This is a genomic window from Salmonella sp. SAL04202 (genome assembly GCF_046550775.1).
Taxonomy (GTDB): Bacteria; Pseudomonadota; Gammaproteobacteria; order Enterobacterales; family Enterobacteriaceae; genus Salmonella; species Salmonella enterica.
Genome location: NZ_JBGDXK010000001.1, coordinates 891,934 through 916,622 on the forward strand (window position 1 = coordinate 891,934; position 24,689 = coordinate 916,622).

The following is a 24,689-nucleotide window of genomic DNA, read 5'->3' on the forward strand; positions in this document are numbered from 1 at the left end:
CGATAACAACGAGTATTGAAGGATTAAAAGGAACCATCATGTCCAGCTTGATTAATCACGCCATGAGCGGACTTAACGCCGCGCAGGCCGCGTTAAATACGGTCAGTAATAACATCAACAATTATAACGTTGCGGGTTATACCCGGCAGACAACTATTCTGGCGCAGGCAAACAGTACGTTAGGGGCTGGCGGCTGGATAGGTAATGGCGTTTACGTTTCAGGCGTACAGCGCGAATATGATGCGTTTATCACTAATCAGCTACGCGGCGCGCAAAACCAGAGCAGCGGCTTAACCACGCGCTATGAACAAATGTCGAAAATCGACAACCTGCTGGCTGATAAATCCAGCTCGCTGTCTGGTTCGTTGCAGAGTTTTTTTACCAGCCTGCAAACGTTAGTCAGTAATGCGGAAGATCCTGCGGCGCGGCAGGCGCTGATTGGTAAAGCGGAAGGGCTGGTAAACCAGTTCAAAACCACCGATCAGTATCTGCGCGATCAGGATAAACAGGTCAATATCGCGATTGGCTCCAGCGTGGCGCAAATCAACAATTACGCGAAGCAGATAGCTAACCTGAACGATCAAATCTCCCGTATGACGGGCGTAGGCGCGGGCGCATCGCCGAACGACCTGCTCGATCAGCGTGATCAGTTGGTCAGCGAGCTTAACAAGATCGTTGGCGTCGAGGTGAGTGTACAGGACGGCGGCACCTATAACCTGACGATGGCCAATGGCTATACGCTGGTGCAGGGGGCGACGGCGCGTCAGTTGGCGGCGGTTCCCTCCAGCGCCGACCCGACGCGAACGACTGTCGCTTATGTCGATGAGGCCGCCGGTAACATCGAAATTCCGGAAAAGTTGCTGAACACTGGTTCGCTCGGCGGGTTACTGACGTTCCGTTCTCAGGATCTGGATCAGACTCGTAATACGCTGGGCCAGTTGGCGTTGGCGTTTGCCGATGCGTTTAACGCGCAGCATACCAAAGGTTATGACGCCGACGGCAATAAAGGGAAAGACTTCTTTAGCATTGGCTCGCCGGTGGTATATAGCAACAGTAATAATGCCGATAAAACGGTATCGCTAACCGCTAAGGTGGTCGACAGCACGAAGGTTCAGGCGACGGATTATAAGATTGTTTTTGACGGTACAGACTGGCAGGTTACTCGCACTGCGGATAACACCACTTTCACGGCGACAAAAGATGCTGACGGAAAACTGGAGATTGACGGTCTGAAAGTGACGGTAGGGACTGGCGCACAGAAAAACGACAGTTTTCTTCTCAAGCCGGTCAGCAATGCTATCGTCGACATGAACGTTAAAGTGACGAATGAAGCCGAGATTGCGATGGCGTCTGAGTCAAAACTCGATCCTGACGTGGATACCGGCGACAGCGATAACCGCAATGGTCAGGCATTGCTGGACTTACAAAACAGCAATGTAGTGGGCGGCAACAAAACTTTTAACGATGCTTACGCCACGTTGGTCAGCGATGTGGGTAACAAAACGTCAACGCTGAAAACCAGCAGCACCACGCAGGCGAATGTGGTTAAACAGCTTTATAAACAGCAACAGTCGGTTTCCGGCGTTAACCTCGACGAAGAGTACGGCAATTTGCAGCGTTATCAGCAGTATTATCTGGCGAATGCGCAAGTATTGCAGACCGCGAATGCGCTGTTTGATGCGTTATTGAATATTCGCTAAAGGAGAAGGATGACATGCGTATCAGTACCCAGATGATGTACGAACAAAATATGAGCGGCATCACTAATTCTCAGGCCGAATGGATGAAGCTGGGCGAGCAGATGTCTACCGGTAAGCGCGTTACCAACCCATCTGACGATCCGATCGCCGCGTCGCAGGCGGTAGTACTCTCTCAGGCGCAGGCGCAGAATAGCCAGTATGCCCTGGCGCGTACGTTTGCCACCCAAAAAGTGTCGCTGGAAGAAAGCGTACTCAGTCAGGTGACGACGGCGATTCAAACCGCGCAGGAAAAAATCGTCTATGCCGGAAACGGCACGTTAAGCGACGATGACCGCGCGTCGCTGGCGACGGATTTACAGGGGATCCGCGATCAGCTGATGAACCTGGCAAACAGCACTGACGGCAATGGTCGCTATATCTTTGCCGGGTATAAAACGGAAGCGGCGCCATTCGACCAGGCGACAGGTGGTTATCATGGCGGCGAGAAAAGTGTTACCCAGCAGGTGGATTCCGCACGCACGATGGTAATTGGCCATACGGGAGCGCAAATTTTTAATAGCATCACCAGCAATGCGGTGCCGGAACCGGATGGCTCGGACTCCGAAAAGAATCTGTTTGTCATGCTCGATACGGCAATTGCCGCACTCAAGACCCCGGTGGAAGGCAATGACGTGGAAAAAGAAAAGGCCGCTGCCGCCATTGATAAAACCAATCGCGGCTTAAAAAATTCGCTTAATAACGTCCTGACCGTTCGTGCGGAACTGGGAACGCAACTGAGCGAACTCAGTACGCTGGATTCACTGGGAAGCGACCGTGCGCTGGGACAGAAGCTGCAGATGAGCAACCTGGTAGATGTGGACTGGAACTCGGTCATTTCCTCCTACGTCATGCAACAGGCGGCATTACAGGCGTCCTATAAAACGTTTACCGACATGCAGGGAATGTCGCTTTTCCAGTTGAACCGGTAACGCCTCTTTTTGAAACATATCACGAAACTGGATATGTTTTGTCTGCCCGCGCCATCCACCCCGGCGCGGGCATTTTTTTAGTCGTCATTGAGTTAGTGGTCATATTGTCGCGCCCGTAGCGACGCCATCCGTACGTATTATCCCGCCCGATCTCATAAACGCCTGGAGTGACTAAAAGACGCCATGGGGTGAGGCATCGCCCTGTAAGGGGCATAAAAAAGCCGACCTGGCGGTCGGCTTTGTATCAGCATTTACATCATTCTACCGGCTGTGGTCGTGTTGCCGGGGCGCTGGCGTGACGTGTGGCGCTGTGTCCGCCTGCTGCGCCTTTACCTTCAAAGTGGAAGGAAGGGCGCTGCCAGTCGCTATGGTGCGGGGTTTCCGGCACATATTCCGGCGCTGGCGCACGCGTCATCGGCGCGCTGGCGTGGTTATGATCGTCGTCAACGCAGACAACGTCCTGCGGCTTTTCCACCACCTGGGCCGGTGCGATAACGGTTTCTTCTGCCGTGTGCTCCACAACAGCCGCTTCCGCTTTTGTCTCTTCTTCTGGCTCGACAACGACAACATCAGCCACGTTTTCAGCCACCGTAATGGACGCGTCGGCGGTTTCTGCTACCGGTTCGGCGTCAGCAATAACCTCTTGCGCTTCCGGCGTATCGCTTTCGGCAATCAGTTGCGGCTGTTCATCAACCGGTGCGGCAATCACTTCCGGATGCGTTGTCTCGACCTCGACGACTTCCGGCGCCTGTGGTTCGGCGACGGTCTGCGGCTCAACGGCAACGTTTTCTACCGCCTGTACCGACGCTTGTGGTTCGAGCGCTACGGTCGCAGCGATAACCTGCGGTTCAGCGACAACCGGTTGTGGCAGCGCCAGATCTGCTTCACGCTGCTCTTCAACAACCTGCGTTTCCTGAGGACGGACAATCGGGTAGCGGATCCAGACTTTACCGGACGCCATTTCCGGCGACGCGCAGGCGACGGTTAACGGCATCGGCGATTGTGTCGGGTAGCGCTCGTCACGATAGCGACGACGACGCTGACCGCTTACGCGCAGGTGGCGCGGAGAACGGCGGGAGCGACGCGGCATACCGGTATTATCGCGAGGTTCTACGCTATCATCCTGCTCCGGCGTGATATCGGCAACGACAGGTAAATCAACTTTCGCCAGCTCGGTACGCGGCGCTGGAACGGGCTGTTCAACGTTTTCAACCGGGCGTGGTTCGTCGACGACGACCGGCGTGTCAACCGTTTCAACCACTGCGCTGTTGGTAAAGCGGACTTTCTGATTAAGCTGACGCTGCTTGCGGCGCGGCTGAACCTGCTGAACGCGTTCTTCCTGCTCGGTCTCCTGGACAGGCTGTTCTTCGCGGTTAAGCGCTTTTACTTCCTGCTGCGCCTGGCGCTTGTCATCATTGCGGCGGCGGCTGCGTTCGCGACGCGGCGTCTGTTGCTGCTCATCGCCAGTTTTCACTTTTTCCGCCGTTTCCTGCTGGCGGGTGTCGCGCGTTTCTGCATTTTGCTGCTGCGCCTGGCGACGGTTACGACGATTATCGTCGCGGCTCTCGCCGCCGTCACGTCCGGCACGGTTATCACGGGTGTCGCGGCGTTCGTTACGATCGCGACGGTTGTTCTGCCGTGGCTTGCGACGATCCTGCTGACGCTCCGCTTTTTCTTCCGCTTTCGGTGCGGCTGTTTCAACGGTTTTCGTTTCTTCACCGCTGAACAGTTGTTTCAGCGCGTTAAGGAAGCGGCTAAACAGACCCGGCTGGGCAGGCTGCGTGGCGGCAACATTATCCTTTTTCGCCGTGGCGACGCTAACCGCCGGTTCGACAGGCGTCGGCGCTGGAGGCACATCTGGCATAGCGAATGTCGCCAGCGCAGGCTGTTCCGGGCGTTTACGCTCGGCGTACTCTTCTTCAGAAGGCAGCGCCATCGCTTCTTCGTGCAGCTTCGGCAGCATGTAGCTCAGGGTCGGCGTTTCTTCCCCTTTGCGTACGCGCAGCACGGAATAGTGCGGCGTTTCCATCTGATCGTTCGGGACGATGACACAGCGGACGCCATCCTGACGCGTCTCAATAGCGTTCACTGCCGTCCGTTTTTCGTTAAGCAGATAAGAGGCGATCGGCACAGGAACAATGGCATGGACTTCCTGCGTATTCTCTTTCAGCGCTTCTTCTTCAATCAGGCGCAGAATGGACAGCGACAGAGATTCGTTATCGCGCACGGTGCCGGTACCGCTACAGCGCGGACACACGTGATGGCTGGATTCGCCCAGCGACGGGCTCAGGCGCTGACGAGACATTTCGAGCAGGCCGAAGCGGGAAATATGGCTAATCTGAATACGCGCCCGGTCCTGACGTACCGCTTCACGCAGACGGTTTTCTACCGCGCGCTGGTGACGTACCGGCGTCATATCGATAAAGTCGATAACGATCAGGCCGCCCAGGTCGCGCAGACGCAACTGGCGGGCAATCTCATCGGCCGCTTCCAGGTTGGTATTAAACGCCGTTTCTTCGATATCGCCGCCGCGAGTCGCGCGGGCGGAGTTGATATCGATGGCGGTTAACGCTTCGGTACTGTCAATGACGATGGAGCCGCCGGAGGGCAGGCGCACTTCACGCTGGAACGCAGACTCGATCTGCGATTCGATCTGGTAATGGCTGAACAACGGGATTTCACCGGTGTACAGCTTAATTTTGCTGCTAAAATCCGGGCGGCCCAACGCGGCGATATGCTGACGCGCCATTTCCATCACTTTGGGATTGTCGATCAGGATTTCACCGATATCCTGACGCAGATAGTCGCGAAACGCGCGTACGATGACGTTGCTTTCCTGATGGATCAGGAACGGCGCGGGACGGCTTTCAGCGGCTTTCTGAATGGCTTCCCAGTGTTTCAGGCGGAAGCTTAAATCCCACTGCAACGCTTCGGCGGATTTACCCACGCCAGCGGTACGCACGATAAGCCCCATCCCTTCAGGAAGTTCCAGGCTGGCCAACGCTTCTTTTAACTCGGTACGATCGTCGCCTTCAATGCGACGGGAAATACCACCCGCGCGTGGGTTATTCGGCATCAGCACCAGGTAGCTGCCCGCCAGACTGATAAAGGTGGTTAACGCCGCGCCTTTGTTGCCGCGCTCTTCTTTATCGATTTGAACAATGACTTCCTGGCCTTCGCGTAACACGTCTTTAATGTTCGGGCGACCATGAGCGCTGTAGTTAGCGGGGAAATATTCGCGGGCAATTTCTTTTAACGGGAGGAAACCGTGACGTTCTGCGCCGTAATCAACAAAAGCCGCTTCCAGGCTCGGTTCAATACGGGTAATTTTGCCTTTATAGATGTTCGCTTTTTTCTGCTCGTGTCCGGGGCTTTCTATATCCAGATCGTACAGACGCTGCCCATCTACAAGGGCGACGCGCAACTCTTCCTGCTGAGTCGCGTTGATTAACATTCTTTTCATCGTAACTTACTCATTATTCTTACGTTGACGACTAAGCTGCGGGCATGGTGACGCCTTACCGGGCATGAACCGATGGCCTCGTGACTATTTCGCGTCGCCAACCTCACGGTTATCGTCAGCTCAAAGAGGCGCAGAGTGTCGGTTGCCTGTATTTCATACGGAAACACAGCGCAATTATCAGGGAAGCAGCCTGGGCATTACTCTCCAGAGAAGATCCTATCTACCGGTAAGGACTGCAACCCGCAGCCCGCTAACTGTCTGAAAAATCAATACGTCTTACGCCATTGCTGCGTTGATGATCGGTCAGACAAAATGGGTTATTCCGCTAAACTTTTTGTTTTAACAAGTTTCGGTGCGGAAACCGCATCATTATTCCACTGCTAACCTTGTTATAGCAAGATGACTTTTACCATTTATCACCCGCTTACTCACAGTTTTTTCACCAGCGCGAGCCAATCGCTTTAATAACCAGCAAAACCGCAGTGAAAAATGTTCATCCACTGGCGTAGACGTCTCTATAAGCATAGAAAAATGTGTGGCGCGAATCTCACAGGCTATTTAGAATCGCCCCCCATGAAAACAGAAACGCCATCCGTAAAAATTGTTGCTATCGCCGCTGACGAAGCGGGGCAACGCATTGATAACTTTTTGCGCACCCAACTGAAAGGGGTACCAAAAAGTATGATTTATCGCATCTTGCGTAAAGGCGAGGTGCGGGTGAACAAAAAACGCATTAAACCGGAATACAAACTGGAAGCGGGCGATGAAGTCCGCATTCCGCCGGTTCGCGTTGCTGAACGCGAAGAAGAGGCCGTGTCGCCGCATTTGCAAAAAGTGGCGGCGTTGGCGGACGTCATTTTGTATGAAGACGACCATATTCTGGTGCTGAATAAGCCTTCCGGCACCGCCGTACACGGCGGGAGCGGGTTAAGTTTTGGCGTCATCGAAGGGCTGCGGGCGTTGCGTCCGGAAGCGCGATTCCTGGAACTGGTGCATCGTCTTGACCGCGATACCTCCGGCGTGCTGTTGGTGGCGAAAAAACGCTCCGCGCTGCGTTCGCTGCATGAGCAACTGCGCGAAAAGGGAATGCAGAAAGATTATCTGGCGCTGGTGCGCGGCCAGTGGCAATCGCACGTTAAAACCGTACAGGCGCCATTATTAAAGAACATTCTGCAAAGCGGCGAACGCATTGTCCGCGTGAGCCAGGAAGGCAAACCGTCAGAAACGCGCTTCAAGGTGGAAGAGCGTTATGCCTTCGCCACGCTGGTGCGCTGTAGCCCGGTCACGGGCCGTACGCATCAGATTCGCGTACATACCCAATATGCCGGTCACCCTATTGCGTTCGACGATCGCTACGGCGACCGTGAGTTTGATCAACAGCTTACCGAAGCGGGAACCGGTCTTAAACGTCTCTTTCTGCATGCCGCGGCGCTGAAGTTCACACATCCGGGAACGGGCGACGTCATGCGCATTGAAGCGCCAATGGATAGCGCCCTGAAGCGCTGTCTGCAGGTGCTGCGTAACGCAAAATAGTTCCTCTTTCGGGCAGGTTATCTGCCCGAATCTCACTTTTCTCATAATATTTTTGTTTTGCTGTATCCGACGCATTTTTACCGTTGTGTACTGTTTATTCTTGCGATCCGGATTTCGGCGCGTTTAAGGACGAACAGATGGCCAATACTAGTTGGATGCGCTCATTTACTCAGCGTTGGGGAAAATACGTTATCGTGCCGCTCGTGATCGCGATGCTGACCGGTTGCGAAGGAAAGGGCGATAGTTCACGACGGGCTTTCGTTGAGTATTTGAATACGCAAATCATTACGTCTCCCGTGGTGGGCGTCTGTGAGTTGACGCCAGCCCAACGTCAGGCTTTTGGTCATTACGCCGATGACTACGATGTACTATTAGCTGCCTACGGGCAAATCTTTGCTGTGGTGTATGAGACCGGCCAGGAGGATAAGATCACCGGTGTTATTCAGTCTGAGCGTGATAATCTGGTTTTCCTGAACGAGCTACGTGTGGCTCGTGACGTAAACAATCGATTTATCCTTCGGTTGAAAAATGTGAGTAGTGAAAACAGAAAAAAATATTCTGCTTTAAAGCTCCCCTCTGATGTGAAGCCTGTCTTTGACGCTGCGTGGAATAAAACCGTAACACCGCTGGATGAGACGATGACTCGCTATTATTTTCTGCGCGGAAAGCGGCTCGACCAACTGGTCGCAATGGGCGAGTTTCTGCAAAAACAGGGAAATAAAGTCCGCTTTGAAACGAATGGAAAAGCGGTTTTTGCCGACCTGGCAGCAAAAGAACACTTTCAGGATCAACAATTTAATTTTTTCATTACGCAGAATGATATAAACCATCTTACTCAGCAGATGGTTGAATTTATAAATAGTCAACAAGATGCGGCTGATGCTGGCAGCGTTAATTAAAGGAATGTGTCGTGAGGTGAAGCAATGTTAGGGGGGGGCGTAAACTCATCGCGAGATGGAATTTAACGAGTCGCAAAGGGAAGGTTTCAGGACAGTAAACGTCCTGAGAGTTGCTCGCGAGAATAAGTTTGTAAGCCGCTTTTGACGCCGTAGAGCGCGTCAGGCGAGTATTGAGAACATGTGTTTTTACAAAACTGAACTGAGATGGGGAATTCATTAACGCGCACGTACACCGCTGTTGATACCCTATGGGATAAAACGCACCGTACATCGGTTCGTAATGCCAATGCTTTTTTTCTGGTCGGTGAATGGATTGACCAGGAAACGGGCCCGCACGAAGAGAGTGAAGATCGGCAGGCGCTAAATTGTTCACAACAAGCGCTTTCCAGTTGGTTAGAACTGGAAGCGGTCGAAACTGCTCCCCAATAAACGGGAGATAACTACCAACACGTGCAGAAACGGCTTTTAGCGGTATTTGAAAAGCCTACAGAGTAAGCCGTTTACTGCTGTAGCGGGTTGAAGCCCTCCCGTCGCAGCATCTGGCACAGGGCAATAAGCGGCAAGCCGATCAGCGTGTTCGGATCACGACCCTCCAGGCGCTCAAATAATGCAATGCCTAAACCTTCGCTTTTAAAACTTCCCGCGCAGTGCAGCGGATGCTCTTTACGGACATAGTCGTCTATTTCCGCTTCGCTTAAATGGCGAAAATGAACGTCAAAAGGCTCCACTTCGGTTTGTAATTGCCCGGAGGCGGAGTTATACAGTGCCAGTCCGGTATAAAACGTCACAATATTTCCGCTGGCTTTGGCTAATTGCTGACGCGCTTTTTCTTCCGTCAGCGGTTTGCCGGTGATTTCGCCGTCCAGAACACAAATTTGGTCGGAGCCAATAATCAAATGATTCGGGAAACGCGTGGCGAGCGATTGCGCCTTCGCCTGCGCCAGCCGCAGCACCAACTGACGCGGCGCTTCGCCCGGTATGGGGGTTTCATCAACATCCGGCGCGGCGCATTCGAAAGGAATCGTCAGCTTTTCCAGCAGCGCGCGACGCCAGGGAGAGGTAGACGCAAGGATGAGACGGGGCATATTTTTTCCCTCAGATATAGCGTAATGATGAGAGCCATCTTAAACTATGCTCTTCGGTCTTCAAGCCTGTCATACTGACTCGTCTTGAGCGAAAATAAGTCTGTAACCCGCAATGTGTGCGAATTATTGGCAAAAGGCAACCGCAGGCTGCCTTTTTCTTTGACTATATGACGTTACGAAGTTAATATGCGCGCCCTATGCAAAAGGTAAAATTACCCCTGACTCTTGATCCGGTTCGTACCGCTCAAAAACGCCTTGATTACCAGGGTATCTATACCCCCGATCAGGTTGAGCGCGTTGCCGAATCTGTAGTCAGTGTGGACAGTGATGTGGAATGCTCCATGTCGTTCGCTATCGATAACCAGCGTCTCGCCGTTTTAACCGGCGATGCGGTCGTTACGGTGTCGCTCGAATGCCAGCGTTGCGGGAAACCGTTTACCCATCAGGTTCACACAACGTATTGTTTTAGCCCTGTCCGTTCCGACGAGCAGGCTGAAGCACTGCCGGAAGCGTATGAGCCGATTGAGGTAAACGAATTCGGCGAAATCGATCTGCTGGCGACGGTTGAAGATGAAATCATCCTCGCCTTGCCGGTAGTTCCGGTGCATGATTCTGAACACTGTGAAGTGTCCGAGGCGGACATGGTCTTTGGCGAACTGCCTGATGAAGCGCAAAAGCCAAACCCATTTGCCGTATTAGCCAGCTTAAAGCGTAAGTAATAGGTCTTCCCCGCGGACGCAGGGATAAACCGTAATTGAGGAGTAAGGTCCATGGCCGTACAACAGAATAAACCAACCCGTTCCAAACGTGGCATGCGTCGTTCCCATGACGCTCTGACCGCAGTCACCAGCCTGTCTGTAGACAAAACTTCTGGTGAAAAACACCTGCGTCACCACATCACTGCCGACGGTTACTACCGCGGCCGTAAGGTCATCGCTAAGTAATCGCGCGATACTCGATGCCTTTTGCATCACAGGCGTGCCTGTGGTGTAAAAGCCGAAGAGTACAAGCGTGATAAAGCTTAGTGAGGATTTCTCCGCGTAAGCGGAGAACACCGAACCAGGCAGCGACGATACCTTGACACGTCTAACCCTGGCGTTAGATGTCATGGGGGGCGATTTTGGTCCTTCCGTGACGGTGCCTGCAGCATTGCAGGCACTGAACGCTAATTCGCAGCTCACTCTTCTTTTAGTCGGGAATCCCGATATTATCACGCCATTACTTGCCAAAGCTGACTTTGAACAACGTTCGCGTCTGCAGATTATCCCTGCACAGTCAGTTATTGCCAGTGATGCCCGGCCTTCGCAGGCGATCCGCGCCAGTCGCGGGACATCCATGCGTGTGGCCCTGGAGCTTGTGAAAGAAGGCCGAGCCGAAGCTTGCGTTAGCGCCGGTAATACCGGGGCGCTGATGGGGCTGGCGAAATTATTGCTCAAGCCTCTTGAGGGGATTGAGCGTCCGGCGTTGGTGACGGTATTACCGCACCAGCAAAAGGGCAAAACGGTAGTGCTTGATTTGGGTGCCAACGTCGACTGTGACAGTACCATGCTGGTGCAGTTTGCCGTGATGGGCGCCGTTTTGGCGGAAGAGGTCGTCGGGATCAAAAATCCCCGCGTGGCGCTACTCAATATCGGGGAAGAAGAAACCAAAGGCCTCGACAGTATTCGCGAAGCCTCTTTAATGTTAAAAACAGTCCCAACCATCAATTACATCGGCTACCTTGAGGCGAATGAGTTACTGACGGGAAAAACCGATGTACTGGTGTGTGACGGCTTTACAGGCAATGTCACACTTAAAACGATGGAGGGGGTTGTCAGAATGTTCCTTTCACTGCTGAAATCACAGGGCGAGGGGAAAAAACGGTCGTGGTGGCTGCTGTTATTAAAACGTTGGTTACAAAAAAGCCTGACGAGGCGATTCAGTCACCTCAACCCCGACCAGTATAATGGCGCCTGTCTGTTAGGATTGCGCGGCACGGTGATAAAAAGTCATGGTGCGGCCAATCAGCGAGCATTTGCAGTCGCGATTGAACAGGCAGTGCAGGCGGTGCAGCGACAAGTTCCTCAGCGAATTGCCGCTCGCCTGGAATCTGTATACCCAGCCGGATTTGAACCGCTGGACGATGGCAAAGGCGTAAACCTGCGGGCGCACAGATAATATCGCTGTCTCCCCGGCGCCGCCAGCGTGCCAGACGTTTACAGGTAACGGTATATAACCGAAAAGTGACTGAGCGTACATGTATACGAAGATTATTGGTACTGGCAGCTATCTGCCCGAACAAGTGCGGACTAACGCCGATCTGGAAAAAATGGTTGAGACCTCTGACGAGTGGATTGTCACTCGTACAGGTATTCGTGAACGCCATATCGCCGCGCCTAATGAAACTGTCGCGACGATGGGCTTTACCGCTGCGAATCGCGCGATTGAGATGGCGGGGATCGATAAAGACCAAATTGGCTTGATTGTGGTGGCTACCACATCAGCAACGCATGCATTTCCAAGCGCGGCATGTCAGATTCAAAGTATGCTCGGTATTAAAGGTTGCCCGGCGTTTGATGTCGCGGCAGCGTGCGCAGGTTTCACCTACGCGTTAAGCATCGCCGACCAGTACGTTAAATCCGGCGCGGTTAAACACGCGCTGGTGGTCGGTTCCGATGTATTAGCCCGCACTTGCGATCCTGGCGATCGCGGTACGATCATTATTTTCGGCGATGGCGCAGGCGCGGCCGTACTGAGCGCTTCTGAAGAACCGGGTATTATCTCCACTCATCTTCATGCCGATGGCCGTTACGGTGAATTACTGACCCTGCCGAATGCCGATCGCGTAAATCCGGATAACCCGATTTACCTGACGATGGCGGGCAATGAAGTCTTTAAAGTGGCGGTCACTGAACTGGCGCATATTGTCGATGAGACGCTGGCGGCTAATAACCTGGATCGCTCAGAACTCGATTGGCTGGTGCCGCATCAGGCTAACCTGCGTATCATTAGCGCGACAGCGAAAAAACTCGGCATGTCGATGGATAATGTCGTCGTCACGCTGGACAGGCACGGCAATACCTCCGCAGCTTCTGTGCCGTGCGCGCTGGATGAAGCCGTGCGTGACGGGCGAATTAAAGCCGGTCAGCTGGTATTGCTTGAAGCCTTCGGGGGTGGATTCACCTGGGGCTCCGCGCTGATTCGTTTCTAGTATAAGGATTTAAACATGACGCAATTTGCATTTGTGTTCCCCGGTCAGGGTTCTCAGAGCGTTGGGATGTTGGCCGAAATGGCGGCAAATTACCCTATCGTAGAAGAAACGTTTGCTGAAGCTTCTGCGGCTCTGGGATATGATCTGTGGGCGCTCACCCAGCAAGGTCCAGCGGAAGAATTGAATAAAACCTGGCAGACGCAGCCGGCGTTATTAACCGCTTCCGTCGCGCTTTGGCGCGTTTGGCAGCAGCAGGGCGGTAAAATGCCTGCGTTAATGGCGGGTCACAGCCTGGGCGAATACTCCGCGCTGGTTTGCGCTGGCGTCATCAACTTTGCTGATGCCGTTCGTCTGGTGGAAATGCGTGGTAAATTCATGCAGGAAGCGGTTCCGGAAGGCACTGGCGGCATGTCTGCGATCATCGGGCTGGATGATGCCTCTATTGCTAAAGCCTGTGAAGAATCTGCCGAAGGGCAGGTTGTTTCGCCGGTTAACTTTAACTCGCCGGGACAGGTGGTTATCGCCGGGCATAAAGAGGCGGTAGAACGCGCGGGCGCAGCCTGTAAAGCCGCTGGCGCGAAACGCGCGCTGCCGCTGCCGGTGAGCGTACCGTCGCACTGCGCGCTGATGAAACCAGCGGCAGATAAGCTGGCGGTTGAATTAGCCAAAATTACCTTTAGCGCGCCAACGGTGCCGGTAGTAAACAACGTTGACGTGAAATGTGAAACCGATGCCGCCGCTATCCGCGATGCGCTGGTTCGCCAGTTGTACAATCCGGTACAGTGGACGAAGAGCGTGGAATTTATCGCGGCGCAGGGCGTTGAACATCTTTATGAAGTGGGTCCAGGTAAAGTCCTCACTGGTCTGACGAAACGTATTGTCGACACCCTGACAGCGTCGGCGCTGAACGAGCCGGCGGCGCTGTCTGCGGCACTTACGCAATAAAAGAGGAAAACCATGAGCTTTGAAGGAAAGATTGCGCTGGTGACTGGTGCAAGCCGTGGCATAGGCCGCGCAATTGCAGAGACTCTCGTTGCCCGCGGCGCGAAAGTTATCGGGACTGCGACCAGTGAAAATGGTGCGAAGAACATTAGCGACTATTTAGGTGCTAACGGGAAAGGTTTGATGTTGAATGTGACCGATCCTGCATCTATTGAATCTGTTCTGGAAAATATTCGCGCAGAATTTGGTGAAGTGGATATCCTGGTTAATAATGCCGGTATCACTCGTGATAATCTGTTGATGCGAATGAAAGATGATGAGTGGAACGATATTATCGAAACCAACTTATCATCCGTTTTCCGCCTGTCAAAAGCGGTAATGCGCGCTATGATGAAAAAGCGTTGTGGTCGCATTATCACTATTGGTTCTGTGGTTGGTACCATGGGAAATGCAGGTCAGGCAAACTACGCTGCGGCGAAAGCGGGCCTGATCGGTTTCAGTAAATCACTGGCGCGTGAAGTTGCGTCCCGTGGTATTACTGTCAATGTTGTGGCTCCGGGTTTTATTGAAACGGACATGACGCGTGCGCTGTCTGACGATCAGCGTGCGGGTATCCTGGCGCAGGTGCCTGCGGGTCGCCTCGGCGGCGCTCAGGAAATCGCCAGCGCGGTTGCATTTTTAGCCTCTGACGAAGCGAGTTACATCACTGGTGAGACTCTGCACGTCAACGGCGGAATGTACATGGTTTAATCACGATTGAAAAATATTTGCGTTATTAGGGCGAAAGGCCGCAAAATAACGTAAAATCGTGGTAAGACCTGCCGGGATTTAGTTGCAAATTTTTCAACATTTTATACACTACGAAAACCATCGCGAAAGCGAGTTTTGATAGGAAATTTAAGAGTATGAGCACTATCGAAGAACGCGTTAAGAAAATTATCGGCGAACAGCTGGGCGTTAAGCAGGAAGAAGTAACCAACAATGCTTCTTTCGTTGAAGACCTGGGCGCAGATTCTCTTGACACCGTTGAGCTGGTAATGGCTCTGGAAGAAGAGTTTGATACTGAGATTCCGGACGAAGAAGCTGAGAAAATCACCACCGTTCAGGCTGCCATTGATTACATCAACGGCCACCAGGCGTAAGTGAACATCTCCAGGCGGTCGTTCGACCGCCTGAGTTTTATCTTTTTGTCCCACTAGAATCATTTTCCCTCCCTGGAGGACAACCGTGTCTAAGCGTCGTGTAGTTGTGACCGGACTGGGCATGTTGTCTCCTGTCGGCAATACCGTAGAGTCTACCTGGAAAGCTCTCCTTGCCGGTCAGAGTGGCATCAGCCTGATCGACCATTTCGATACTAGCGCCTATGCAACGAAATTTGCTGGCTTAGTAAAGGATTTTAACTGTGATGACATTATCTCGCGCAAAGAACAGCGCAAGATGGATGCCTTCATTCAATATGGAATTGTCGCTGGCGTACAGGCCATGCAGGATTCTGGCCTTGAAGTGACGGAAGAGAACGCAAGCCGTATTGGCGCCGCTATCGGCTCCGGTATCGGTGGTCTCGGTCTGATCGAAGAAAACCACAGTTCGCTGGTAAAAGGCGGACCGCGTAAGATTAGCCCGTTCTTTGTCCCGTCGACGATTGTTAACATGGTAGCAGGCCATCTGACTATCATGTATGGCCTGCGTGGGCCAAGCATCTCTATTGCGACTGCCTGTACTTCAGGCGTGCATAACATCGGCCATGCCGCGCGTATCATCGCCTATGGCGATGCGGACGCGATGGTGGCAGGTGGCGCAGAAAAAGCCAGTACGCCGCTGGGCGTAGGTGGTTTTGGCGCAGCGCGCGCGCTGTCGACCCGCAACGATAACCCACAGGCGGCGAGCCGTCCGTGGGATAAAGAACGCGATGGTTTTGTACTGGGCGACGGTGCCGGTATGTTGGTGCTTGAAGAGTACGAACATGCAAAAGCGCGTGGTGCGAAAATCTATGCTGAAATCGTCGGCTTTGGTATGAGCAGCGATGCTTACCATATGACGTCGCCGCCGGAAAATGGCGCAGGCGCTGCGCTGGCGATGGTTAACGCGTTGCGTGATGCCGCGATTGAGCCTGCTCAGATTGGCTACGTCAACGCGCACGGCACGTCGACGCCTGCCGGCGACAAAGCTGAGACGCAGGCGGTTAAGTCAGTCTTTGGCGATGCCGCAAGCCGAGTGATGGTGAGCTCGACCAAATCGATGACCGGCCATCTGTTGGGCGCCGCAGGCGCAGTAGAGTCTATTTTCTCTATTCTGGCGCTACGCGATCAGGCCATTCCGCCAACCATTAATCTGGATAACCCGGATGAAGGTTGCGATCTGGACTTCGTGCCGCATGAAGCACGCCAGGTCAGCGATCTGGAGTACGCTCTGTGTAACTCCTTTGGTTTTGGCGGAACTAACGGTTCCTTGATCTTTAAAAAGATCTAAGTTAAGCCAGAGACAGACATTAATAAAAAGGTCCGCTTGTCGGGCCTTTTTTATCAGGCATATCACCTCTTGTTCTGCGTTATTCATCCTGCCACACTAGCAGGCGACGGATAAGGAGCCACTATGTTTTTAATTAATGGCCATGCGCAGGATCAACTTGCTGTAAGCGACCGGGCGACGCAGTTCGGCGATGGCAGTTTTACGACCGCACGTATTGTTGATGGCAACATTTGCCATCTGGAAGCGCATCTTCAGCGCTTGCAGGTTGCCTGTGAAAAATTACGGATCGCTTTTAGCCATTGGTCGACCCTTCGGCAAGAGATGACAATGTTGGCCACAGGGCATGATTCAGGCGTGTTGAAAGTGATCATTAGCCGTGGTAGCGGCGGCCGGGGATACAGCGCCATGAATTGTCAGGCAGCTACCCGAATTCTCTCCGTTTCTGCTTATCCCGCTTATTATTCTCAGTGGCGTAAGCAAGGCATCACTCTTACCCTTAGTCCCATACCGCTTGGGCGCAATCCTTATCTTGCCGGATTAAAACATCTGAACCGCCTCGAACAGGTGTTGATTCGCTCTCATCTTGAGCAGACGGACGCCGATGAGGCGCTGGTTCTTGACAGCGAGGGATGGGTTACGGAATGCTGTGCGGCTAATTTGTTCTGGCGTACAGGCGACATTGTTTTTACGCCGCGTCTGGATCAGGCTGGGGTGAACGGCATTATGCGACAATTTTGTTTACGCCAACTGGCGCAATCTCCTTTCCAGGTTCTTGAAGTACAGGCGAGAGAGGAGGCAGTCAGGCAGGCGGATGAGATTATCATCTGCAACGCGCTAATGCCGATTATTCCCATACGCGCCTATCACGGGACGTCGTATTCTTCGCGAACACTGTTTCAATTTTTAGCCCCATTTTGTGAGCATCCGAATTAGTTATGAAAAAATTGTCAGGCGTTTTCCTTCTGCTGTTGGTTGTGCTGGGTATTGCCGCGGGCGTGGGGATGTGGAAAGTTCGCCATCTGGCGAACAGCACGTTACTTATTAAAAACGAGACTATTTTTACGCTCAAGGCGGGAACGGGGCGGCTGGCGCTTGGCGACCAGCTTTATGATGAAAAAATCATTAATCGCCCCCGGGTATTTCAGTGGCTGCTGCGCGTGGAGCCTGAGTTATCGCACTTTAAAGCGGGAACTTACCGTTTTACGCCCGGGATGACCGTACGGGAGATGCTTGAGTTGCTGGAGAGCGGCAAAGAAGCGCAATTCCCGTTGCGGTTTGTGGAAGGGATGCGCCTTAGCGATTACCTGAAACAGCTACGAGAGGCGCCGTATATTCGCCATACATTGCCGGATGATGACTACGCCACTGTCGCTCAGGCATTAAAGCTTGCGCACCCGGAATGGGTAGAAGGGTGGTTCTGGCCTGATACCTGGATGTATACCGCCAACACCAGCGATGTCGCTATTCTCAAGCGAGCGCATCAAAAGATGGTGAAAGCTGTCGATACTGTCTGGAAAGGTCGGGCCGAGGGGCTGCCTTATAAAGATCAGAACCAACTGGTGACAATGGCCTCGATTATTGAAAAAGAGACGGCTGTCGCCAGCGAACGCGATCAGGTGGCCTCAGTCTTTATTAATCGCCTGAGAATCGGTATGCGCCTTCAGACCGATCCCACCGTGATTTACGGGATGGGGACGAGTTATAATGGTAACTTGTCGCGTGCGGATCTGGAAAAGCCGACGGCTTATAACACGTATACCATAACCGGGTTGCCGCCAGGACCGATTGCATCGCCCAGCGAAGCGTCATTGCAGGCGGCGGCGCATCCGGCGAAAACGCCGTATCTCTATTTTGTAGCCGACGGTAAAGGCGGTCACACATTTAACACCAATCTTGCCAGCCATAATCGGTCAGTGCAGGAGTACCTGAAAGTGCTTAAGGAAAAAAATGGGCAGTAATTATATCGTCATCGAGGGCCTGGAAGGCGCCGGAAAAACCACTGCGCGCGACGTGGTGGTGGAGACCCTTGAGCAACTGGGTATTCGTAACATGATTTTTACCCGTGAGCCGGGCGGTACGCAACTTGCCGAAAAACTACGAAGTCTGGTGCTGGATATCCGATCGGTAGGCGACGAAGTGATTACCGATAAAGCGGAAGTGCTGATGTTTTATGCCGCTCGCGTACAGCTCGTCGAAACGGTAATCAAACCCGCGCTGGCGCAAGGCATATGGGTGATCGGCGATCGCCACGATCTCTCGACCCAGGCGTATCAGGGGGGAGGGCGCGGCATTGATCAAACCATGCTGGCGACACTACGCGATGCCGTGCTGGGCGATTTTCGCCCTGACCTGACGCTGTATCTGGATGTCACGCCGGAAGTCGGTCTAAAACGCGCCAGAGCGCGCGGCGATTTGGATCGCATTGAGCAGGAATCTTTTGATTTCTTTAACCGGACTCGCGCGCGCTATCTGGAACTGGCGGCGCAAGACTCGCGTATCCGCACCATTGACGCGACCCAGCCGCTGGATGCCGTCATGCGCGACATTCGCGCCACGGTGACGAAGTGGGTGCAGGAGCAAGCGGCATGAAATGGTATCCATGGTTACGGCCCGCCTATGAAAAACTGGTAGAAAGTTACCAGGCGGGACGTGGGCACCATGCGCTACTGATTCAGGCCTTACCTGGCATGGGCGACGAGGCGCTGTGCTATGCGCTGAGCCGTTATCTGTTATGCCAGCAGCCTGAGGGCCACAAAAGCTGTGGGCATTGCCGTGGTTGTCAGCTTATGCAGGCTGGCACGCATCCGGACTATTACACGCTGACGCCGGATAAAGGCAAAAGCAGCCTCGGCGTAGATGCGGTACGCGAGGTCAGCGAGAAATTGTACGAGCACTCCCGTCTGGGCGGTGCGAAGGTGGTGTGGATTGCGGATGCGGCGCTATTAACCGACGCCGCTGCCAATGCGTTGCTCAAAACGCTGGAAGAGCCGCCGGAGCAAACCTGGTTTTTCCTTGCCAGCCCGGAGCCTGCTCGTCTGTTGGCGACATTACGCAGCCGCTGCCGGCTGCATCATCTGGCGCCGCCGTCCGAATCGTATGCGATGTCATGGCTGTCGCGAGAAGTGACGGCGTCACAAGAAGCATTGCTCACGGCGCTACGCCTGAATGCGGGGTCGCCCGGCGCCGCGCTGGCGCTGTTGCAGTCTGAACGTTGGGCGCAGCGTGAGGCGCTGTGTCAGGCGTTGATGGACAGTTTACATACGGGCGACTGGTATGCGTTATTAACGGCGCTCAATCATGAGCAAGCCCCGGCGCGCCTGCACTGGCTGGCGACGCTGCTGGTAGACGCGCTGAAACGTCAGCACGGCGCGTCGTACCTGACAAACGTTGATGCGGACGCGGTTGTTGCCGCGCTGGCGGGGCCGCTATCCCCGGCGCGTATTCAGGCAATCCTGAACGATGTTTGCCATTGTCGTGATCAATTACTTCATGTGACCGGATTAAACCGCGAACTGGTATTAACCGATCTCATTCTCCGCATCGAGCATTACCTGCAACCAGGCACCTTGTTGCCTGTTCCTCATCTTTGAGAGAGACATTATGTTTTTAGTCGACTCACACTGCCATCTTGATGGTCTGGATTATCAATCTTTGCATAAGGACGTGGACGATGTGCTGGCAAAAGCCGCCGCGCGCGATGTGAAGTTCTGTTTAGCGGTGGCGACGACGCTGCCGGGGTATCGCCATATGCGCAAGCTGGTAGGCAAGCGCGATAATGTGGTCTTTTCCTGCGGCGTGCATCCGTTAAATCAGGATGAAGCATATGACGTAGAAGAACTGCGCCTCCTTGCTGCAGAAGACGATGTGGTGGCGATGGGCGAGACCGGGCTTGATTACTTTTACACGCCTGAGACCAAAATCCGCCAGCAGGCGTCTTTTATTCATCATATCCAGATTGGCCGCGAATTGCATAAACCGGTGATTGTCCATACTCGCGACGCGCGTGCCGATACGCTGGCTATCCTGCGCGAAGAAAAAGTGACGGATTGCGGCGGCGTACTACACTGTTTTACAGAAGACAGAGAAACGGCCAGCAAATTGTTGGATCTGGGGTTTTATATCTCTTTTTCCGGCATCGTAACGTTCCGTAACGCTGAACAGTTGCGCGATGCGGCGCGCTATGTGCCGCTGGATCGGTTGTTAGTCGAGACCGATTCTCCTTATCTGGCACCGGTGCCGCATCGCGGTAAAGAGAACCAGCCTGCGATGGTACGCGACGTCGCAGAATATATGGCGGTATTGACAGGGGTTGCCGTTGAAGAACTGGCGCAGATCACCACCGATAACTTTGCTCGCCTGTTCCATATTGACGCGTCTCGCCTGTCATCAATCCGTTAAACGAGTTTTTTTAAAGCTCGTAATTAATAAGCAAAGCGCGTAAAGTTCACCGCCACAAAAGGGGCGGTGAACGAGCTTATAGAAACATTCGGAAACTCATTTTGGCAGAATGTGATACTTTTTAGGCTATCTGGCGCTGAAACGTGATAGCCGTCAAACAAAATCAGACGTATTTATTTTACTCTGTGTAATAAATAAAAGGGCACTTAGATGTCCTGTCCACGGCGGGGTTCTCCCCCCTCGCCAATGCGTGAGAACGTAGAAAAGCACAAATACTCAGGAGCACTCTCAATTATGTTTAAGAATGCATTTGCTAACCTGCAAAAGGTCGGTAAATCGCTGATGCTGCCGGTATCCGTACTCCCTATCGCAGGTATCCTGCTGGGTGTCGGTTCCGCTAACTTCAGCTGGCTGCCAGCCGTTGTATCGCACGTTATGGCAGAAGCGGGCGGATCTGTTTTTGCCAATATGCCGCTGATTTTCGCTATCGGCGTGGCGTTGGGCTTTACCAACAACGACGGCGTTTCGGCTCTGGCGGCGGTAGTAGCGTATGGCATCATGGTGAAAACCATGGCTGTGGTTGCGCCGCTGGTTCTGCATTTACCTGCTGAAGAGATCGCCGCTAAACACCTTGCTGATACGGGTGTTCTCGGGGGGATTATCTCCGGTGCGATCGCAGCGTATATGTTTAACCGCTTCTACCGTATCAAACTGCCTGAGTATCTGGGCTTCTTTGCGGGCAAACGCTTCGTGCCGATCATTTCGGGTCTGGCCGCTATTTTTACCGGTGTGGTGCTGTCTTTCGTATGGCCGCCAATCGGTACGGCTATCCAGGCGTTCTCGCAGTGGGCGGCTTATCAGAACCCGGTTGTCGCGTTTGGTATTTACGGTTTTATCGAGCGTTGCCTGGTGCCGTTTGGTCTGCATCATATCTGGAACGTTCCTTTCCAGATGCAGATCGGCGAATACACCAACGCAGCGGGTCAGGTATTCCACGGCGACATTCCGCGCTATATGGCGGGCGACCCGACGGCAGGTATGTTGTCTGGCGGCTTCCTGTTCAAAATGTACGGTCTGCCGGCTGCGGCCATTGCTATCTGGCACTCTGCTAAACCGGAAAACCGCGCAAAAGTGGGCGGTATCATGATTTCCGCCGCGCTGACCTCGTTTTTGACGGGTATTACCGAGCCTATCGAGTTCTCCTTCATGTTCGTGGCGCCGATCCTGTACATCATTCACGCGATTCTGGCAGGTCTGGCATTCCCGATCTGTATCCTGCTGGGGATGCGTGACGGTACGTCGTTCTCCCACGGTCTGATCGACTTTATCGTGCTGTCCGGTAACAGCAGCAAATTGTGGCTGTTCCCGATTGTTGGCGCCGGTTATGCGATTGTGTACTACACCGTGTTCCGCGTGCTGATCAAAGCGCTGGATCTGAAAACGCCGGGTCGTGAAGACACTACTGATGACGCAAAAGCGGGCGCGACCAGCGAAATGGCGCCGGCTTTGGTTGCGGCGTTTGGCGGTAAAGAGAACATTACTAACCTGGATGCCTGTATCACGCGTCTGCGCGTGAGCGTAGCCGATGTAGCGAAAGTGGATCAGGCTGGCCTGAAGAAACTGGGCGCGGCAGGCGTTGTCGTCGCGGGTTCCGGCGTTCAGGCTATTTTCGGTACGAAATCCGATAACCTGAAAACGGAAATGGATGAGTACATCCGTAACAGCTAAGCAGTAATGATGTTGGGGAGAATTAAGGCAGCCATTCGGCTGCCTTTTTTTAATGGCGCTTTACATGCCGCTCTCCGACAGTTTATCAGAACTGATAATTGGCGGTGAGGCTGACGTTACGCGGCGCGCCGTAAACAATGGAACCATCAATATTGGTGTCGTAGGTTTTATCGAACAGGTTGTTGATGTTTCCCTGTACGGAAAAATTTTTCGTCACCTGATAGCGGGTAAACAGATCGACCAGCGCATAGCTGCCCTGTTCGGCGCGGAAAGTGCCGTACGGCGTCGTGGTATCTTTGTAAACCCGATTCTGCCAGTTCACGCCGCCGCCGACCGTCAGCTCCGGTATCGCCGGCAGACGATAGCGGGTGAATAACTTCACGCTGGTGCGCGGGAGATTAGGGTTCACGGCGTTACCTTCATTGTCCTCGGCAACATACCGGGTAGCCCCGAAAGTCATCTGCCAGTTATCGGTAATTGCGCCGTTCACTTCGAATTCGACGCCTTTGCTCACCGTTCCGTCAGTAGACTTCCAGGCAAACTCCCCATTACTGCCAGGGATGGGAATAGTGGTTGCCTGAGCGACGTTATTCTGCTCAATGCGGAACACGGACAACGTGGTGGTGAGGCGACTGTTCATCCAGTCGGACTTCAGACCCGCTTCATAGTTATTACCGGTAATCGGAGCCAGATATTGACCCGCTTTGTCGCGTTTATTCTGCGGCTGAAAGATAGAGGTATAACTGGCATAAGCGGACCAGTTGTCGTTGATATCATAAATCAGCCCGGCATACGGCGTGGTATGGTTTTTCTCCATGCTGTAGGTCAGTGTATCAACACGCCAGTTGGTATAACGAGCGCCAAGAATCAGATGCAGCGGGTCGGCCAGCGAAATGCGCGTAGCGGCATACAGCGATTTCATATGCGTGGTATCGTCCTGCGCCAGATTTTGTGGCGCCCAGTGGGTTTGGGGGAAATTACCGTTAAAGGCGCTGAAGTTGCCAATGTCGTCCGGAAAGACGTTCGCCCAGGCGCTAAAATAGCGGTTATTCTGCTTACTATAACTGCCGCCAAACATCATATTGTGCTGACGGCCAAACAGCTCATAAGCGCCATCGGCAAAGAGATCTATGGCATCTACTTTGCGCTTGCCGCTGTTCCAGCCCGTACCGCCGACCACGGGGTAGCTTGCGCCATAAGGACTCACCAGCGTACCTGTCTCTTTATCGACTAAAGCATCGATATACATCATTTTACTGTCGAATTTGACCTCAGTATGGGTCGCATTCAGGGTCGCCTGCCAGCTTTCGGCAAAACGCTGTTTAAACGTGACGAAGAATTTATTTATCTCTTTGTTGTTATAAGCCCAGTCCGGGGCGGTACTACGCGCGCGGTCATAGCTATTTTTGCTGCCATCGGTGTTCCAGCGCGGCAGACCGCCCCAGGTTGGGCTGTTGACATCAATTTTTTGATATTCATAACCAGCTGAAAGGCTGGTGGTTGCACCGAGATCGGCATCGACAATTCCGGAAAAGAACGCTTTCTCACTGTTATAGCGGTCCAGCCAGGAATCATTATTCTGATAACCCGCCACGATGCGCCCACGGACATTGCCGTCTGCGGTGAGCGGACTTTGCAGATCCATGACGTAACGCTGCTTATTCCAGCTACCGTATTCTGTGGAGACGTTACCTTTGAACTCCCGACTGGTGGCGTGTTTACGGATCATATTAATTGAGGCAGAAGGATTGCCGGTTCCGGTCATCAGCCCATTCGCGCCGCGAACCACCTCCACGCGCTCATACAGCGCGGTATCCGTTAGCGCATCGCCCAGATTCCAGCGGGACTCAAAATACGTTGGAATACCGTCAACCATATAGTTGTCAATTTCAAACCCGCGCGAGTAATAGCTGATGCGATCGGAGTCAGCCTGGCTTCCGCTGATCCCCAGCGTATTGGTCATCACCTCGCCCAGGGTTTGCAACTGCTGGTCTTCCATACGCTGCTGGCTGACAATACTGACCGACTGCGGGATATCGCGCTGAGTCATCGGCATTTTGGTGCCCGCTGCGGTCGTTTTCACGCTGTAATCCTGTTCTTCACGGTTTACGGCGTCAGCGGTCGTCGCGCCTTCGACAATAACGGTATCCTCAGCCGCGAAGGCGGCAGGCATAAATGCCATCGCCATACCCATAGCTAACAGCGACGGTGCGGCGGTGGACTGAAGGTGTTTGTCCCGGCGGTATTGAATGAAAGACATCTGAAAATCCTTGCTTGTTATTGGGGTAAGTTCAGGACGTATGACGTTGAACCT

The 24,689-nt window shown here is 53.4% G+C and carries 22 protein-coding genes; 19 read left to right on the forward strand and 3 right to left on the reverse strand.

Going from position 1 to position 24,689, the window contains the following annotated elements; all coding sequences use genetic code 11:
• Window positions 1-38 precede the first annotated feature (38 nt).
• Both flgK and flgL read left to right on the forward strand, forming a co-directional pair.
• Window positions 39-1,700 carry a flagellar hook-associated protein FlgK gene (gene flgK, locus ACLJQJ_RS04470; protein WP_000096422.1) on the forward strand — a complete coding sequence of 554 codons (1,662 nt, stop codon included), beginning with the start codon at window positions 39-41 and terminating at the stop codon, window positions 1,698-1,700.
• 14 nt (window positions 1,701-1,714) lie between these two features.
• On the forward strand, window positions 1,715-2,668 hold the full coding sequence (gene flgL, locus ACLJQJ_RS04475) for a flagellar hook-associated protein FlgL (RefSeq protein WP_001223032.1): 954 nt from the start codon (window positions 1,715-1,717) through the stop codon (window positions 2,666-2,668).
• A gap of 256 nt (window positions 2,669-2,924) precedes the next feature.
• Here flgL and rne read toward each other — a convergent pair whose 3' ends face one another.
• Entirely contained in the window at window positions 2,925-6,131 is a 3,207-nt protein-coding gene (gene rne / locus ACLJQJ_RS04480) for a ribonuclease E (RefSeq protein WP_063809503.1), read from the reverse strand.
• A 573-nt stretch (window positions 6,132-6,704) separates the two neighbouring features.
• Here rne and rluC point away from each other — a divergent pair.
• The 3 genes from rluC (at window position 6,705) to ACLJQJ_RS04495 (ending at window position 8,992) form a co-directional block, all read left to right on the forward strand.
• Window positions 6,705-7,664 carry a 23S rRNA pseudouridine(955/2504/2580) synthase RluC gene (rluC, locus tag ACLJQJ_RS04485; RefSeq protein ID WP_000846316.1) on the forward strand — a complete coding sequence of 320 codons (960 nt, stop codon included), beginning with the start codon at window positions 6,705-6,707 and terminating at the stop codon, window positions 7,662-7,664.
• A gap of 155 nt (window positions 7,665-7,819) precedes the next feature.
• Window positions 7,820-8,563, forward strand: coding sequence for a DUF3053 domain-containing protein (locus ACLJQJ_RS04490; RefSeq protein ID WP_077944724.1), 744 nt, complete (start codon window positions 7,820-7,822; stop codon window positions 8,561-8,563).
• Window positions 8,564-8,767: 204 nt separating this feature from the next.
• Window positions 8,768-8,992 (forward strand): hypothetical protein, encoded by a 225-nt coding sequence (locus ACLJQJ_RS04495; RefSeq protein ID WP_000528428.1) that lies wholly within the window; start codon window positions 8,768-8,770, stop codon window positions 8,990-8,992.
• A gap of 71 nt (window positions 8,993-9,063) precedes the next feature.
• Here ACLJQJ_RS04495 and ACLJQJ_RS04500 read toward each other — a convergent pair whose 3' ends face one another.
• Window positions 9,064-9,648, reverse strand: a complete 585-nt coding sequence (locus ACLJQJ_RS04500) for a Maf family protein (RefSeq protein WP_047607177.1) — start codon at window positions 9,646-9,648, stop codon at window positions 9,064-9,066.
• Window positions 9,649-9,845: 197 nt separating this feature from the next.
• Here ACLJQJ_RS04500 and yceD point away from each other — a divergent pair, with 197 nt between their 5' ends.
• The 14 genes from yceD (at window position 9,846) to ptsG (ending at window position 22,375) form a co-directional block, all read left to right on the forward strand.
• The gene (gene yceD, locus ACLJQJ_RS04505) at window positions 9,846-10,367 is read left to right on the forward strand and encodes a 23S rRNA accumulation protein YceD (RefSeq protein WP_001174492.1); all 522 of its coding nucleotides are present in this window, start codon (window positions 9,846-9,848) and stop codon (window positions 10,365-10,367) included.
• A gap of 51 nt (window positions 10,368-10,418) precedes the next feature.
• Window positions 10,419-10,592, forward strand: coding sequence for a 50S ribosomal protein L32 (gene rpmF / locus ACLJQJ_RS04510; RefSeq protein WP_000290727.1), 174 nt, complete (start codon window positions 10,419-10,421; stop codon window positions 10,590-10,592).
• 133 nt (window positions 10,593-10,725) lie between these two features.
• A complete protein-coding gene (gene plsX / locus ACLJQJ_RS04515; protein WP_001518286.1) occupies window positions 10,726-11,805 on the forward strand; it encodes a phosphate acyltransferase PlsX in 1,080 nt (359 codons plus the stop codon).
• 79 nt (window positions 11,806-11,884) lie between these two features.
• A complete protein-coding gene (fabH, locus tag ACLJQJ_RS04520; RefSeq protein WP_000288148.1) occupies window positions 11,885-12,838 on the forward strand; it encodes a beta-ketoacyl-ACP synthase III in 954 nt (317 codons plus the stop codon).
• A gap of 15 nt (window positions 12,839-12,853) precedes the next feature.
• Window positions 12,854-13,783: an ACP S-malonyltransferase gene (fabD, locus tag ACLJQJ_RS04525; protein ID WP_000191343.1), complete on the forward strand. Its 930-nt coding sequence runs from the start codon at window positions 12,854-12,856 to the stop codon at window positions 13,781-13,783.
• A 12-nt stretch (window positions 13,784-13,795) separates the two neighbouring features.
• Complete coding sequence (fabG, locus tag ACLJQJ_RS04530) at window positions 13,796-14,530, forward strand: 3-oxoacyl-ACP reductase FabG (RefSeq protein WP_000007236.1); 735 nt, start codon at window positions 13,796-13,798, stop codon at window positions 14,528-14,530.
• Between the two features lie 155 nt (window positions 14,531-14,685).
• Window positions 14,686-14,922: an acyl carrier protein gene (gene acpP / locus ACLJQJ_RS04535; protein ID WP_000103754.1), complete on the forward strand. Its 237-nt coding sequence runs from the start codon at window positions 14,686-14,688 to the stop codon at window positions 14,920-14,922.
• Window positions 14,923-15,007: 85 nt separating this feature from the next.
• Window positions 15,008-16,249 (forward strand): beta-ketoacyl-ACP synthase II, encoded by a 1,242-nt coding sequence (gene fabF, locus ACLJQJ_RS04540; protein WP_000044664.1) that lies wholly within the window; start codon window positions 15,008-15,010, stop codon window positions 16,247-16,249.
• A 123-nt stretch (window positions 16,250-16,372) separates the two neighbouring features.
• Window positions 16,373-17,182, forward strand: a complete 810-nt coding sequence (gene pabC / locus ACLJQJ_RS04545) for an aminodeoxychorismate lyase (protein ID WP_000478660.1) — start codon at window positions 16,373-16,375, stop codon at window positions 17,180-17,182.
• A gap of 2 nt (window positions 17,183-17,184) precedes the next feature.
• Complete coding sequence (yceG, locus tag ACLJQJ_RS04550; protein WP_000736459.1) at window positions 17,185-18,207, forward strand: cell division protein YceG; 1,023 nt, start codon at window positions 17,185-17,187, stop codon at window positions 18,205-18,207.
• Complete coding sequence (gene tmk / locus ACLJQJ_RS04555; protein WP_000535396.1) at window positions 18,197-18,838, forward strand: dTMP kinase; 642 nt, start codon at window positions 18,197-18,199, stop codon at window positions 18,836-18,838. The genes yceG and tmk overlap by 11 nt, the downstream gene beginning before the upstream one ends.
• A complete protein-coding gene (gene holB / locus ACLJQJ_RS04560) occupies window positions 18,835-19,839 on the forward strand; it encodes a DNA polymerase III subunit delta' (RefSeq protein ID WP_000872450.1) in 1,005 nt (334 codons plus the stop codon). The genes tmk and holB overlap by 4 nt, the downstream gene beginning before the upstream one ends.
• A 10-nt stretch (window positions 19,840-19,849) precedes the next feature.
• Window positions 19,850-20,647, forward strand: coding sequence for a metal-dependent hydrolase (locus ACLJQJ_RS04565; RefSeq protein WP_063809504.1), 798 nt, complete (start codon window positions 19,850-19,852; stop codon window positions 20,645-20,647).
• Window positions 20,648-20,941: 294 nt separating this feature from the next.
• Window positions 20,942-22,375: a PTS glucose transporter subunit IIBC gene (gene ptsG / locus ACLJQJ_RS04570; RefSeq protein WP_000475705.1), complete on the forward strand. Its 1,434-nt coding sequence runs from the start codon at window positions 20,942-20,944 to the stop codon at window positions 22,373-22,375.
• A gap of 85 nt (window positions 22,376-22,460) precedes the next feature.
• Here the strand turns inward: ptsG and fhuE are convergent, their stop codons facing one another.
• Window positions 22,461-24,635, reverse strand: a complete 2,175-nt coding sequence (fhuE, locus tag ACLJQJ_RS04575) for a ferric-rhodotorulic acid/ferric-coprogen receptor FhuE (protein ID WP_063809505.1) — start codon at window positions 24,633-24,635, stop codon at window positions 22,461-22,463.
• Window positions 24,636-24,689: the final 54 nt, after the last annotated feature.